Below are 13,312 nucleotides of genomic sequence, written 5' to 3'. Positions count from 1 at the left end.
GCTATTAAGAAACAGCGCCCATGGCTCCCCGCCGCGCTTTTGCCTACAATAGCTGCCTTTACGCACGCGCATCTGCGCGTTGCTTTTATTGTTTTCAGGCCAAGGGACAGGATTCATGCTCGATCCGAAACTGCTGCGCGGTGATCTTGACACGGTTGCTCATCAACTGGCCCGCCGGGGCTTTGTGCTTGATAAAGCGGGACTGCAGGCGCTGGAGTCGCGTCGCCGTGAGCTGCAAACGCAAACCGAGCAGCTGCAAAATGAGCGCAATATGCGCTCCAAAGCGATTGGTAAGGCCAAGGCTAACGGTGAAGATATTCAGCCGCTGCTGGATGAAGTCAGCGATTTAGGCGATCGCCTGGATAAAGCCAAGAAAGAACTGACAGAGGTTCAGGAAGAGTGGGACGACGCCATTAGCGGTATTCCCAATCTGCCCCACGAAAGCGTGCCGGAAGGCACAAGCGAAGACGATAATGTGGAGCTGCACCGCTGGGGCACGCCGCGTGCGTTTGATTTCGAGGTGCTGGATCACGTTGATTTGGGTAAGAAGTCGGGTTATCTCGATTTCGAGCTGGCGGCTAAAATCACCGGTGCGCGCTTTGCGGTCATGCGCGGGCCGGTTGCGCGCCTGCATCGGGCGTTGGCGCAGTTTATGCTGGATACCCAAACCGAGCAGCATGGTTATGAAGAGTGCTACGTGCCGTATATGGTTAACCGTGATTCGCTGATAGGCACTGGTCAGCTGCCGAAGTTTGGCGAAGATCTGTTCAAGCTGGATGATGAGCGCGAATACCACCTGATTCCCACTTCCGAAGTGCCGCTGACTAACTTTGTGCGCGATGAAATCGTCGACCAGGCAGTGCTGCCGATGAAGCTTACCGCCCATACGCCGTGCTTCCGCTCTGAAGCAGGGTCACACGGGCGCGATACCCGCGGCATGATCCGCCAGCACCAATTCGATAAAGTCGAAATGGTCCAGATCGTCGAGCCAGAGAAGAGCTATGCAGCGCTGGAAGAGATGCGCGGCCATGCTGAGGCGATCCTGCAGGCGCTGGATCTGCCGTATAGAGTGGTGACGCTATGCACTGGGGATATGGGCTTTGGGGCGACGAAAACTTACGATTTGGAAGTGTGGCTGCCCAGCCAGGAGACCTATCGGGAGATCTCTTCGGTGTCTAACTGCGAAGATTTTCAGGCTCGACGCATGCAGGCGCGTTACCGCCATCCGGATGCTAAAAAGCCGCAGTTGCTGCACACCTTGAACGGTTCAGGCTTGGCGGTAGGTCGTTGCCTGCTGGCGGTGCTTGAAAACCACCAGCAGGCGGATGGCTCGGTAACTATTCCTGAGCCGCTACGTCGCTACCTGGGTGGCGCGGAGCATCTGGCCCTTTAAGCGCCCACTCAACGCTGACCCCGGCATCTATGCGAATGGTGCCGGGGCTGTAATCACTGGCAGCACTCGATTGGCTGGCACCAGCGGCATCGCTCTCTGCCTGCATCGCCAACATGCGTGGTTGGAAAATGGGTGACTGTGTCTCTTCAATGCGCTGCACATGGCCCAGCTCAGCGTCTAAGCTATCGGCCATAAGATTTGCTTTGTGCTGTGCTTTCTCTAGCGCTTTAACGAGCGCTTCGTCAGTGGCAGCGTCGCGATCTTGTAGATCAAACTGCACGCCGTCCAATGAGTTGACACCTGCGGCTATTAACGCGTCTAACACTTCACTTAACTGATCCAGGTTGGTTAATTCGACGGTGATTGGGCGCTCAAGGCGAGTGCGCTGCAGGGTTTCATGCTCACCATCGTCGTTGCGCGGCCCCTGAACATGCTCAGGATAGACATTTAGCGAGCCTGCGTTAATGGCGTTACGTTTAAGCCCGGTGGCTTCCATCTGTTCGATTAATTCACTGGCGCGGCTCTCCAAACGCTCGCGAGCATCGCTAAGTGCGCTACTATCGCTCTCTTCAAGGGTGGAAAGAGCGGGTGTGTTTTCCCATAGCCGCGCATTCAAAGTGGCTTTGTCGGGTTCTACCTCCACCCATGATTGTGCTTGAACATGTAGGCTTGGCTGAGGTGGGTGTGGCGGTGAGGCGTGTGCTAAAGGGGCGCTTAGAAGTGCCAGCAGGGCACTGCCAAGCAGACCGTAGCCAAGCAATTGAGGGCGCAGCTTTTGAGAGAAAGCTGATATAGAGATAGTTGATGTAGAGATAGGTGATATTGCTTTCATAAATGACTTCCTTAATGAGCGGACAATCGCGCCGCCAAGTTAATACCCGGTTTTAAAAAGCTGTTTCAATAATTAGGACAGACAAAGTTTGGAAGCATAGTGGAAGAGAAAGTTCAGCAGGGAAGAGTGAATGCAAAACAGTTGCTTATTATTTGCATGGTTTGTGCAATATGTCGTATGCAGCCATTATACACTGACAGTAAGCTAAGGATGGATTATGTCGAAATTATCGGACGAGGATTACCGCAGTATTCCACTTAATGCCACCTTGGCGCTCGCCGCCTTGGTCGTGATTATTGCGGGTATGAAAGCAGGCGCTGATCTACTTGTGCCGCTGTTGCTAGCGATATTTATCGCCGTAGTATGTACCTCGCCAGTGCAGTGGCTGCATCGCTGTGGCTTGAGTATGCGGGTGTCGGCTTTCCTAACCTTGATGGTATTGCTGGGGTTTTTATCGCTTATTGGCCTACTGGTGGTCAATAGTTTTAGTACCTTTGTGACGGCATTGCCGGAAATTGAGTCGCGACTTTACGAGCAGTACTGGAACTTGCTTAATGCGCTCTCTTCACGTGGCTTGGCGATTAATCCTGATCAGATTAACTCGCTTTTTGAAGGAGGGGACGAAGGCTCTTGGATGCCCGAGCTGTTGAGCCAGCTAGGCAATCTGTTTATGCAGAGTATTATTGTGGGGCTGCTGGTCATTTTCATGTTGTTCGAAACCCTGAATGTGCGTGACAAAATTTCCCGTGCCTTGGAGAATCCTGCGCCTAGCTTGAAACGCTTTAGTGAGTTCAGCCTAACGCTGAAGCGCTATCTCGCCGTCAAAACCATGATCAGCCTGGCAACCGGGGCATTGGTGTGGCTCTCATGCATGCTTGTCGGGGTTGATTTTCCGCTGCTGTGGGGTGTGCTGGCTTTTGCCCTCAACTTTATCCCCAATATCGGCTCAGCCATTGCGGCCATTCCCCCCGTGCTGTTGCTGTTGGTCTCCCAGGATGGCGGCGCCTTTCAAGCACTCCTGTTGGCTTCCGCTTATCTGGTGATCAACTTCGTGCTCGGCAATTTGATTGAACCGCGGGTAATGGGGCAGGCGCTGGGGCTTTCTACCTTTGTGGCGTTTTTATCGCTGGTGGTATGGGGGTGGATCTTTGGTGCGGCGGGGATGCTGCTGTCGGTGGTGCTAACGATGACGCTGAAGATTGCCCTTGATAGCCATCCACAAACGCGTTGGATAGCTCGACTGTTAGGGCCAGGGAAACGTCACGTGAAAGACGGTCAGGCGAGTGATGCAAGCTTGCCGCCCTGGAAGCGATAAAGCGAAAGAAGTGAACTGGGTAGCAATCGAGCTGGGGAGCAATATAGCTACCGCCGACAGGGTCGGCGGTAGTTTTACGCAGGCACTTTCATCAAGCGTTTTGTTCGATGAACTGTGTCAGTTGTGATTTAGACTGCGCGCCAACCAGTGAGGCGACTTTGGTGCCGGATTTAAACAGCATGACGGTAGGAACGCCGCGTACACCTTGCTCGGCAGCAATTTCAGGCGCATCGTCGACATTGACACTAACCACTTTCAAACTCTCCTGACGTTCAGCAGCGACTTCATCAACAACCGGGGCCATGACTTTGCACGGGCCACACCAGGGCGCCCAGAATTTCATCAGCACAGGCTGGTCAGCGTTGAGGACTTCTTGCTCAAAATTGGCGTTGGTGACATCAACATTATTAGCCATTTGCTTCTCCGTTTGCGTTGCTCTTACTGTTTCGTTGCCTCAAATGGAGCAACGGTCATTACGCGATCAATCGGCGCTCTTTCACCACGCCTCGTGACTATCGCGATAAGCGTGGGCAGATGTTAGCGGGCGCGAAGGTTGCTGGCAAATTTCCTGCATGGTGAATTAACTCAATAGCAGAAATTAAAGGATGCTGATAGCAGGATTTTTTTATAATATAAAAGTATTATTGAGGTGTTTTTTATTCTATCTGGTGCTGTAAAGTATGACGTCAGCACTGCTGAAGAGCAAAAACACAATTTACATGGATCTGTATAGAGAATAAATAAGGTGAGGGTATGAAGCTACAGCAGCTCCGCTATATCTGGGAAGTCAATCGGCATAACCTGAATGTCTCAGCCACAGCGCAAAGTCTATTTACCTCACAGCCGGGGATCTCCAAACAGATTCGTTTGTTGGAGGATGAGCTTGGCGTCGAGATTTTTGCCCGCAGTGGCAAGCACCTGACACGGGTTACACCGGCCGGGCAGTCGATTATCGACCTGGCCGGGCAGGTTCTGCGGCTCACTGAAAACATCAAGCAGGTGTCCCAGGAGCATAGCGATGAGCGTCGCGGTAGCTTGGCCATTGCCACGACGCATACTCAAGCTCGCTACGCACTGCCGCCGATTATTAGCGAATTCACCCTGAAGTATCCTGATGTGGCCCTGCATATGCAGCAAGGTACGCCTAAGCAGATTGCCCAGATGGTCAGCGAAGGGCAGGCGGATTTCGCTATTGCTACCGAGTCGCTAGAGCTATTCACCGATCTGGTACTGCTGCCATGCTATAGCTGGAACCGCTGCGCATTGGTGCCCAAAGGGCATCCACTTGCCTCTCTGCAAGGCCCGTTAACGCTTGAAGCGCTAGGCGAGCACCCGATAGTCACCTACGTGTTTGGGTTTACCGGTCGCTCTCAGTTGGACGATGCCTTCAAAGCCAAAAATTTAAAGCCCAATGTGGTGCTGACCGCCGCCGATGCTGATGTGATTAAAACCTACGTACGATTAGGCATGGGAGTGGGCATTGTGGCGCATATGGCCGTCGATGAGGCGCTGGATGATGATTTAGTAGCGCTTGATGCTAGCCACTTATTTGCCAGTTCCACCACCAAGATCGGTATTCGTCGTGGTACTTTTATGCGCGGCTATATGTATGATTTTTTAGAACGTTTTGCGCCTCACCTAACTCGCGACCGAGTAGAGGAAGCGTTAATGGCAGGCCCGCGTCATGAACAGTCTTTGTTCGATGACTTAGACCTGCCAGAGTATTAAGCGTCAGTGGGCATTAGTGCTGTAGGTGAAGCCCGCATTCGCGTTTCTCTTCCACCTTGGTGGGGTCGAAGTAGTCGAAATTGTTAGGCAGATTATGCGCCTGTAGGTACTGGTACATATCTTTGGCGCTCCACTGCAGCAGCGGAGCGACTTTCAATAGGCCATCGCTGTTGCGACTAACCGGCTGCATTTTGGCCCGCTCTGGGGTGTCTTCAGCGCGCAGCGCGGTGAACCATACGTCGGGCTGCATCTCGCGTAGTGCGCGCTCGAAGGGCTCAATTTTGACTTCCTGAGTAAAAACCGCGTGGCGCGGGTCGTCGATGCCGGGCATGGGACCTTCCAGCGCTTCACGATGGGCGCGGGTGCGCTGGGGGATAAAGCTGATCAGGTTGAGATTGAGCTGTTTAATGACCTCATCAGCAAACTGATAAGTGGCTTCGGTATTGTAGCCGCTGTCCATCCATACAATGGGAATATCCGGGCGTACCTGGGTGACCATATGCAGAATCACCGCCTCAAAGGGGCGGAAGTTGGTGGTGCAAATAGGCCGGGCGCCCTGGGCCAGCGCCCACTCAACTAAACCTTGAGGGTTATTTGCGAAATCCCTATTGATCGCTTCAAGCTCTGAGGACATGCTGCCTCCTAATCGAGAGTTAAATATCGATAGTTAAATAATACTGACTAGGCTACCAAACAGGAGGTAGCGAACCCCAATACCGTTTAGTTAGGCTTTTATATTCCTTTTTGATATAGAGCTTTCGCTGCTTATTCCAGGGCGCCAATTAGGTGACGAATTTTATCCAGCGTCTCGATGTACTCTTCCTCCGCCAGGGAGTCTGCCACCAAGCCTCCACCGCCCCACACATGCACTCTTCCCGCCTCGGCCACCATAGTGCGAATCGCAATAGAAGTGTCCATGCTGCCGCGCACATCCACATAGCCCAGGCTGCCGCAATACACGCTGCGTTGGCAGGGCTCTAGTTCATCGATGATCTGCATCGCGCGAATTTTAGGTGCGCCGGTAATTGAGCCACCGGGAAACGCTGCTTTAAGTAGTGCCAGCGGGGTATAGTTTTCGGCCAGCGTACCCTGCACCACGCTAACCAGGTGGTGCACGTTAGGATAACTCTCTAAGTGGCATAGCTGCGGTACGCGAATGGAACCCGGCTGGCAGACGCGGCCGAGGTCGTTGCGCAGCAGATCGACAATCATCACATTCTCAGCGCGATCTTTAGTGCTGCTCATTAGCTGTGCAGCCAGCGCCTGATCCTCCTCAAGTGTTGCACCGCGCGGACGGGTGCCTTTAATCGGCCGGGTTTCGACTGAGCGGTTGCGGCACTGAATAAAGCGTTCTGGTGAAAGCGAGAGTACGGCTTTGTCATCCCAGGCCATAAAGCCTGAATAGGGCGTGGGGGTAGCTTTTCGCAACTGCAGATACGCCTGCCACTCATCGCCCTGGTAATCGGCATAAAAGCGCTGGGCCAAATTGATTTGATAACAATCACCCGCCCGAATATAGCGCTGTACGGCGTTAAAGCGCGTCACGTATTGGGCGTGGCTAAGTTCCGCTTTAAAGGCAGCCGTTAAGGTAAATGATTTAGTCGGCTTAGGCGTCTGAGTCAGCCAGCCCTCCACCTGCTCACGGCGCTCTGGTGAGGCGATTAACCACGCCTGCTGGGTCACGTGATCCAGCGTGATACACCAGTCGTAAAGCCCTAAACGAGCTTGTGGTAGTGCGACCGGGCACGCTTGTCGGCTCGGGATGGATAAGCTTTTACGGCCTAAATCGTAGCCCCAGTAGCCAATCAGCCCGCCGAGGAAGGGCAGTTCGCTGGTCTCATTAGGGATATCCAGTTGATCCAGTAACCACTGCTGCAGCGCAAACGTATCGTTGGTGAGATGTGCCGGTGGACTTAGCTGCGCTGAGACAATCTGGGGATGGCCCGCGTTAGTGACTTCGAGCGTAGCCAAAGGGTCGCTGCTAATAATATCAAAACGACCGGTGGCGATAGGCCGGCCACTGTCGAGTAGCACCGCGCCAGGCCTTTCGCGCAGGCAGGCGAATATCCCCAGTGGATCGGGTGAATAGGGCAGGGCAGTTATCGACAACGCCTTGATCATTAAGCAAACGCCTGGCCAGTTAGGGCGAGCTATTTTAGAGGGGCGAAGACGGTGACACCAGCACTTGGCTTCGACGCCTTTCTCACGCAGGGCTTTATAGCCAGAATTAGGCGCGATAATGACGGGATTGTTGACAGACGATATTTTGTTGCGACTGCTAGTACAACGAAAGGGGTATAAAATCGGCTAACAAGGTTGGTTGACGGTTCAATTGGCACGCGCTAGAGTTTGTTTACTTTTCAATTGTCGACAATTAATTATGGCTTCTCTCGCTACTTCCTCAATAAGCGCCACCGAAAGTTCATCTGAATTAGCTTCGTCTGAATCGAATTCCTCAGAAGTACGCACGCTCGCCGAGCGGGTATTTAATCAGCTCCAGGATGCCATCGTGCGCGGCGAACTCGCTCCTGGCAGTAAAATCACTGAGCCTGGGCTGTCTAAAACCTACGGCATATCGCGGGGGCCGCTGCGTGAGGCAATGCGGCGCCTGGAAGCGCACCGCCTGATTGAGCGCGTTCCTCATGTGGGGGCCCGTGTTGTCCAGCTCTCCATGAAAGAGCTGCTAGAGCTGTTTGATCTGCGCGAGGCCCTGGAAAGCATGGCTGCCCGGCTGGCGGCTGAGCATATGACGCCGGAAGAGGTTCAGGGCTTGCGGGATGTGCTGGCGCTGCACGAAGGCCAGGCGGATTTAAAGCGCGGCGAAGCTTATTACCAGCGCGAAGGCGATCTCGATTTTCACTACTGTATCGTCCAGGGCAGCCACAACAAGATGCTAATGAACCTGCTTTGCGATGACCTTTACTACCTGGTGCGGCTTTATCGCACCCAGTTTAGTGCTAGTGGCACCCGGCCCCAGCGCGCCTTTGTGGAGCACCACCGCATTGTCGATGCCATTGAAGCGGGCGATGCGGAGCTGGCCGAGCTGTTAATGCGCCGCCATGTCAGTGCCTCCCGCGCCAATGTGGCCGATCGCTACGCCGCGGCCCTGGAACAATCAGCAGCTAAATCGCAAAGCTAAGGCACAACTAAAATTAGCAATAGGAGAAACGCCCCATGTCCCAGATGACTCCCGGCGCCCGCTTTCGGGCCGCGCTTGAGGCTAACCGTCCGCTACCCATCTTAGGCACCATCAATGCCTACACTGCGCTAATGGCCGACAAAGTAGGCCATCAGGCGATTTACCTCTCCGGCGGCGGGGTGGCCAACGCCTCGTTCGGCTTACCTGATCTGGGCATGACGACCATGAACGATGTGGTGGAGGATGCTCACCGTATATGCGGCGCCACCGAATTGCCGCTATTGGTTGATATCGATACCGGCTGGGGCGGCGCCTTTAATATCGCCCGTACCGTCAAAGAGATGCAGCGCGCTGGCGTAGCCGCGGTGCATATGGAAGATCAGGTGGCACAAAAGCGCTGTGGCCATCGCCCCAATAAGGCAATTGTCTCCCAGCAGGAAATGGTCGACCGCATTAAAGCCGCCGCGGATGCCAAGATCGATCCCGATTTCTATCTGATTGCCCGCACCGATGCGTTCCAAAAAGAGGGTCTTGATGCGGCCATCGAGCGCGCTAATGCCTGTGTCGAAGCGGGGGCGGATGCCATCTTCGCCGAAGCGGTGCACACCCTGGATGATTACAAAGCTTTCTGCGAACGGGTCAATGCGCCGATTCTGGCTAACATCACCGAATTTGGCGCGACCCCGCTGTTTACTCAAACAGAGCTTGGCGAGGTGGGCTGCCGTATGGTCCTTTACCCGCTTTCCGCGTTCCGCGCCATGAACGCCGCGGCGCTGCAGGTCTATCAAAGCATCCTCGACAACGGCCACCAGAAAGACGTGGTGCCGATGATGCAAACCCGCGATGAGCTCTACGACTTTCTCAATTACCACGACTTTGAGCAGAAGCTGGACGCCCTGTTTGCTGAAAAAGGTGATGACCAATAAGCCAACTGGTGAGAGGGCAGGTTGGAGCGAGGGTCTTTCGACCAGGGATGGCGAAAGTAGCGCCCAGGGATGGGTTCACAGCGCCCTCGCGGAAACCTGCCCTCGTCGCTGAGGCTAAAGTTTAATGAGATACACAATTTAAAATAAAAGCAGTAATAGGAGACACACCATGGCTGATAAACCCGTGACAGGTGCAGGATTACGTGGCCAGAGCGCCGGCTCCACCGCGCTATGTACTGTAGGCAAAACAGGCTCAGGCCTGACCTATCGTGGCTTTGATATCAAAGAGTTAGCTGAAAAAGCCAAATTTGAAGAGGTTGCTTACCTGCTATTGAAAGGCAAGTTGCCCAATCAGGCCGAGCTGGATCACTACATTAGCAAGCTGAAAAGTTTGCGCGGCCTGCCCGAGGCGCTGAAAACAGTGCTTGAGCAGATTCCCAAAGACGCCCACCCGATGGATGTGATGCGCACCGGCGCCTCTATGCTGGGTAATCTGGAAACCGAGGAGAATTTCGATCAGCAGCAGGACGTTGCCGACCGCCTGCTGGCGGTGCTGCCCTCGATTATCTGCTACTGGTACCGCTTCTCCCACGACGGCGTGCGCATCGATACCGAAACCGATGATGACTCAGTCGGCGGCCACTTCCTCAATATGCTGCGCGGCGAGCCCGCCTCTGAGCTGCATGCGCGGGTAATGAACGTGTCGCTGATTCTTTACGCCGAGCACGAGTTCAACGCCTCTACCTTCACGGCACGAGTATGTGCCTCAACGCTTTCCGATATGCACTCCTGCGTCACCGGGGCGATTGGCTCGTTGCGTGGCCCGCTGCACGGCGGCGCCAATGAAGCAGCGATGGCGATGATCGAGGATTGGCAGTCGCCGGAAGAAGCAGAGAGCAAGATTGTGGGCATGCTCGAGCGCAAAGATAAAATCATGGGCTTCGGGCATGCGATTTACCGTGAGTCCGACCCGCGCAACGCAATTATCAAGCACTGGTCCAAAAAGCTGGCTGACGATGTCGGCGACGAAGTACTTTATCCAGTTTCCGAACGGGTTGAAGAAGTCATGTGGCGGGAAAAGAAGCTGTTCTGTAACGCCGACTTCTTCCACGCCAGCGCTTATCACTTTATGGATATTCCCACCAAATTGTTCACGCCGATTTTTGTGATGTCTCGGCTCACCGGCTGGGCGGCCCACGTGTTTGAGCAGCGCGCCAATAACCGCATTATTCGTCCCAGCGCCGACTACACCGGCCCCGAGAAGAGCGAGTGGGTGCCGATCGAAGCGCGAGACTGACCCGCGTGCTGCCCGGTGGCTTGGTCACCGGGCTTTTTTCAGCCCCTTCTTGTGAGTCTGTCTGCTATGAATACCCAATACCGTAAACCCCTGCCCGGCACAGAGCTGGATTTTTTCGATGCTCGTGAGGCGGTGGAAGATATCCAGCCCGGTGCCTATGCCAAACTGCCTTACACCTCCCGTGTACTGGCGGAGCAACTGGTGCGTCGCTGCGCCCCAGAACTACTCACCGATGCGCTAAAACAACTGATCGAGCGTAAGAGCGACCTGGATTTCCCCTGGTACCCGGCGCGAGTGGTGTGCCATGACATCCTGGGCCAAACCGCGTTGGTCGATCTAGCCGGGCTGCGCGATGCCATTGCCGAGAAAGGTGGTGACCCCGCTAAGGTCAATCCGGTGGTGCCGACCCAACTGATTGTCGATCACTCGCTGGCGGTGGAGCATGCCGGGTCGGAAGAGGGTGCCTTCGAGAAAAACCGCGCCATTGAAGATCGCCGCAACGATGATCGCTTCCACTTTATCAACTGGACGAAAACGGCTTTTGAAAACGTCGATGTGATCCCCCCCGGCAACGGCATCATGCACCAGATCAATCTGGAGAAGATGTCCCCGGTGGTGCAGAACCGCGACGGCATTGCCTACCCGGATACCTGTGTGGGTACCGATAGCCACACGCCGATGGTCGATGCTCTGGGCGTTATCTCCGTAGGCGTGGGGGGGCTGGAAGCCGAAAGTGTGATGCTGGGCCGTGCTTCCATGATGCGCCTGCCGGATATCGTCGGCGTGGAACTGACCGGCAAGCTGCAGCCGGGGATCACTGGCACCGATATGGTGTTGGCGATTACCGAGTTTTTGCGTAAAGAGCGGGTAGTCGGCGCTTATCTTGAGTTTTATGGCGAAGGCGCCGATGCGCTGACGGTCGGTGACCGCGCCACGATCTCCAATATGACCCCCGAATACGGCGCGACTGCGGCGATGTTCTATATCGATGGTCAAACCATCGATTACTTGAAGCTCACCGGTCGCGAGGATGAGCAGGTAGCGCTGGTCGAAACCTATGCCAAGCACACCGGCCTGTGGGCGGATAGCCTGACCGAAGTTACCTACGAGCGAGTGCTGACCTTTGACCTCTCGTCGGTAACGCGCACCCTAGCAGGCCCTTCTAATCCACACGCCCACTTGCCCACTTCAGAGCTTGCCCAGCGCGGTATTGCCGTGGGTTTGGAGGCCGCGCAGGCGGAAGAGAAGGCCGGTAAAATGCCTGATGGTGCGGTTATTATTGCCGCCATTACCAGCTGCACCAATACTTCTAACCCCCGCAATATGGTGGCCGCCGGGCTGATTGCCCGTAACGCCAACCGGTTGGGTCTGCTGCGCAAGCCGTGGGTGAAGTCGTCGCTGGCGCCGGGGTCTAAAACGGTTAAGATGTACCTGGAAGAAGCCGGTTTGATGAGCGAGCTGGAAGATCTTGGCTTTGGGGTCGTTGCCTACGCCTGTACTACCTGTAATGGCATGTCTGGGGCACTGGATCCCAAAATCCAGCAGGAGATTATTGAGCGTGACCTTTACGCTACGGCGGTACTTTCCGGCAACCGCAACTTTGATGGACGGATTCACCCCCACGCCCAGCAGGCGTTTTTAGCCTCGCCACCCTTGGTCGTTGCGTATGCCATTGCGGGCACCATTCGCTTTGATATTGAGAAGGATGCTCTGGGGGTGGATCAGGCGGGCAATCCCGTCACCTTGAAGGATATCTGGCCCGCGGATGAAGAGATCGATGCGATTGTCAAAGCGTCGGTAAAACCCGAGCAGTTCCGCCAGACCTATATTCCCATGTTTGATCTGGACAAGAGTGCCCGCGCCCAAGTCAGCCCGCTGTACGACTGGCGGCCCCAGAGTACCTATATTCGCCGTCCTCCCTACTGGGAGGGCAATATGGCCAAAGTGCGCACCCTTAAAGGTATGCGGCCGCTGGCGATTTTGCCGGACAATATCACCACTGATCACCTGTCTCCCTCCAACGCGATTCAGTTGAATAGCGCGGCGGGCGAGTACCTGGATAAAATGGGCGTGCCGGAGGAGGACTTCAACTCCTACGCCACCCACCGTGGCGATCACCTCACCGCCCAGCGCGCGACATTCGCCAATCCCAAGCTGTTTAACGAAATGGTGCGCGACGACGATGGCAAGGTAAAGCAGGGCTCGCTGGCGAGGGTAGAACCGGAAGGCGAAGTGACTCGCATGTGGGAAGCCATCGAAACCTATATGGCGCGCAAGCAGCCGCTGATCATTATTGCCGGTGCCGATTACGGTCAGGGCTCCTCACGGGACTGGGCTGCTAAAGGCGTGGCGCTAGCGGGCGTTGAGGCAATTGCTGCGGAAGGCTTTGAGCGTATTCACCGCACCAACCTGATTGGCATGGGTGTTATGCCGCTGGAGTTTGAGCTAGGCACTACACGTATAACCCTAGGTTTGGATGGCACCGAAACCTTTGATGTGGAGGGTGCGGTTTCGCCCGGCGCACAGCTTTCCCTGGTGATCCATCGCCACAGCGGTGATAGCGAGCGGGTGGCGGTGAAGTGCCGTTTGGATACTGCCGAGGAGGTATCGATTTATACTGCCGGCGGTGTGCTGCAGCGCTTTGCTCAGGACTTTCTTGAATCCACTGCCGCGTAGCAGGAG

Annotated in this window: 11 protein-coding genes; 7 read left to right on the top strand and 4 right to left on the bottom strand. The window is 55.1% G+C overall.

The annotated features are described in order from the left end of the window. Positions 1–115 precede the first annotated feature (115 nt). On the top strand, positions 116–1,393 hold the full coding sequence (serS, locus tag QT230_RS06905) for a serine--tRNA ligase (RefSeq protein WP_308320856.1): 1,278 nt from the start codon (positions 116–118) through the stop codon (positions 1,391–1,393). On the opposite strand, the gene QT230_RS06900 is transcribed toward serS, so the two are convergent. Continuing rightward, positions 1,338–2,225 (bottom strand): SIMPL domain-containing protein, encoded by an 888-nt coding sequence (locus QT230_RS06900; protein ID WP_308320855.1) that lies wholly within the window; start codon positions 2,223–2,225, stop codon positions 1,338–1,340. The two genes, serS and QT230_RS06900, sit on opposite strands and share 56 nt — an antisense overlap. A gap of 217 nt (positions 2,226–2,442) precedes the next feature. Here QT230_RS06900 and QT230_RS06895 point away from each other — a divergent pair, with 217 nt between their 5' ends. After that, the gene (locus QT230_RS06895; protein WP_308320854.1) at positions 2,443–3,540 is read left to right on the top strand and encodes an AI-2E family transporter; all 1,098 of its coding nucleotides are present in this window, start codon (positions 2,443–2,445) and stop codon (positions 3,538–3,540) included. Positions 3,541–3,631: 91 nt separating this feature from the next. On the opposite strand, the gene trxA is transcribed toward QT230_RS06895, so the two are convergent. Next, entirely contained in the window at positions 3,632–3,955 is a 324-nt protein-coding gene (trxA, locus tag QT230_RS06890; RefSeq protein ID WP_308320853.1) for a thioredoxin, read from the bottom strand. 338 nt (positions 3,956–4,293) lie between these two features. Here trxA and cysB point away from each other — a divergent pair, with 338 nt between their 5' ends. Then, positions 4,294–5,268, top strand: a complete 975-nt coding sequence (gene cysB / locus QT230_RS06885) for an HTH-type transcriptional regulator CysB (RefSeq protein ID WP_308320852.1) — start codon at positions 4,294–4,296, stop codon at positions 5,266–5,268. A 13-nt stretch (positions 5,269–5,281) separates the two neighbouring features. On the opposite strand, the gene QT230_RS06880 is transcribed toward cysB, so the two are convergent. Together QT230_RS06880 and pabB are read right to left on the bottom strand one after the other, a co-directional pair. Next, positions 5,282–5,902 carry a phosphoadenosine phosphosulfate reductase family protein gene (locus QT230_RS06880; RefSeq protein WP_308320851.1) on the bottom strand — a complete coding sequence of 207 codons (621 nt, stop codon included), beginning with the start codon at positions 5,900–5,902 and terminating at the stop codon, positions 5,282–5,284. Between the two features lie 131 nt (positions 5,903–6,033). Further along, on the bottom strand, positions 6,034–7,389 hold the full coding sequence (gene pabB / locus QT230_RS06875) for an aminodeoxychorismate synthase component I (protein ID WP_308320850.1): 1,356 nt from the start codon (positions 7,387–7,389) through the stop codon (positions 6,034–6,036). 259 nt (positions 7,390–7,648) lie between these two features. On the opposite strand from pabB, the gene QT230_RS06870 reads away from it, so the two are divergent. From QT230_RS06870 to acnD, 4 genes are all read left to right on the top strand, one after another. Further along, a complete protein-coding gene (locus QT230_RS06870; RefSeq protein ID WP_308320849.1) occupies positions 7,649–8,407 on the top strand; it encodes a GntR family transcriptional regulator in 759 nt (252 codons plus the stop codon). Between the two features lie 35 nt (positions 8,408–8,442). Then, entirely contained in the window at positions 8,443–9,333 is an 891-nt protein-coding gene (gene prpB / locus QT230_RS06865) for a methylisocitrate lyase (RefSeq protein ID WP_308320848.1), read from the top strand. A 169-nt stretch (positions 9,334–9,502) separates the two neighbouring features. Further along, complete coding sequence (prpC, locus tag QT230_RS06860; RefSeq protein ID WP_308320847.1) at positions 9,503–10,630, top strand: 2-methylcitrate synthase; 1,128 nt, start codon at positions 9,503–9,505, stop codon at positions 10,628–10,630. 66 nt (positions 10,631–10,696) lie between these two features. Next, a complete protein-coding gene (gene acnD, locus QT230_RS06855) occupies positions 10,697–13,306 on the top strand; it encodes a Fe/S-dependent 2-methylisocitrate dehydratase AcnD (RefSeq protein ID WP_308320846.1) in 2,610 nt (869 codons plus the stop codon). The last annotated feature ends 6 nt before the right edge of the window (positions 13,307–13,312 follow it).

The sequence above is a fragment of the Halomonas sp. SpR8 genome (assembly GCF_031010195.1).
In the GTDB taxonomy this organism is placed as follows: Bacteria; Pseudomonadota; Gammaproteobacteria; order Pseudomonadales; family Halomonadaceae; genus Vreelandella.
This window is presented reverse-complemented; position numbering and strand designations above follow the sequence as displayed.

Bases quoted from the DNA above. Each gene is read 5' to 3' on its own strand.
- serS (WP_308320856.1), top strand. From the start codon at position 116: ATGCTCGATCCGAAACTGCTGCGCGGTGATCTTGACACGGTTGCTCAT.
- QT230_RS06900 (WP_308320855.1), bottom strand. From the start codon at position 2,225: ATGAAAGCAATATCACCTATCTCTACATCAACTATCTCTATATCAGCT.
- QT230_RS06895 (WP_308320854.1), top strand. From the start codon at position 2,443: ATGTCGAAATTATCGGACGAGGATTACCGCAGTATTCCACTTAATGCC.
- trxA (WP_308320853.1), bottom strand. From the start codon at position 3,955: ATGGCTAATAATGTTGATGTCACCAACGCCAATTTTGAGCAAGAAGTC.
- cysB (WP_308320852.1), top strand. From the start codon at position 4,294: ATGAAGCTACAGCAGCTCCGCTATATCTGGGAAGTCAATCGGCATAAC.
- QT230_RS06880 (WP_308320851.1), bottom strand. From the start codon at position 5,902: ATGTCCTCAGAGCTTGAAGCGATCAATAGGGATTTCGCAAATAACCCT.
- pabB (WP_308320850.1), bottom strand. From the start codon at position 7,389: ATGATCAAGGCGTTGTCGATAACTGCCCTGCCCTATTCACCCGATCCA.
- QT230_RS06870 (WP_308320849.1), top strand. From the start codon at position 7,649: ATGGCTTCTCTCGCTACTTCCTCAATAAGCGCCACCGAAAGTTCATCT.
- prpB (WP_308320848.1), top strand. From the start codon at position 8,443: ATGTCCCAGATGACTCCCGGCGCCCGCTTTCGGGCCGCGCTTGAGGCT.
- prpC (WP_308320847.1), top strand. From the start codon at position 9,503: ATGGCTGATAAACCCGTGACAGGTGCAGGATTACGTGGCCAGAGCGCC.
- acnD (WP_308320846.1), top strand. From the start codon at position 10,697: ATGAATACCCAATACCGTAAACCCCTGCCCGGCACAGAGCTGGATTTT.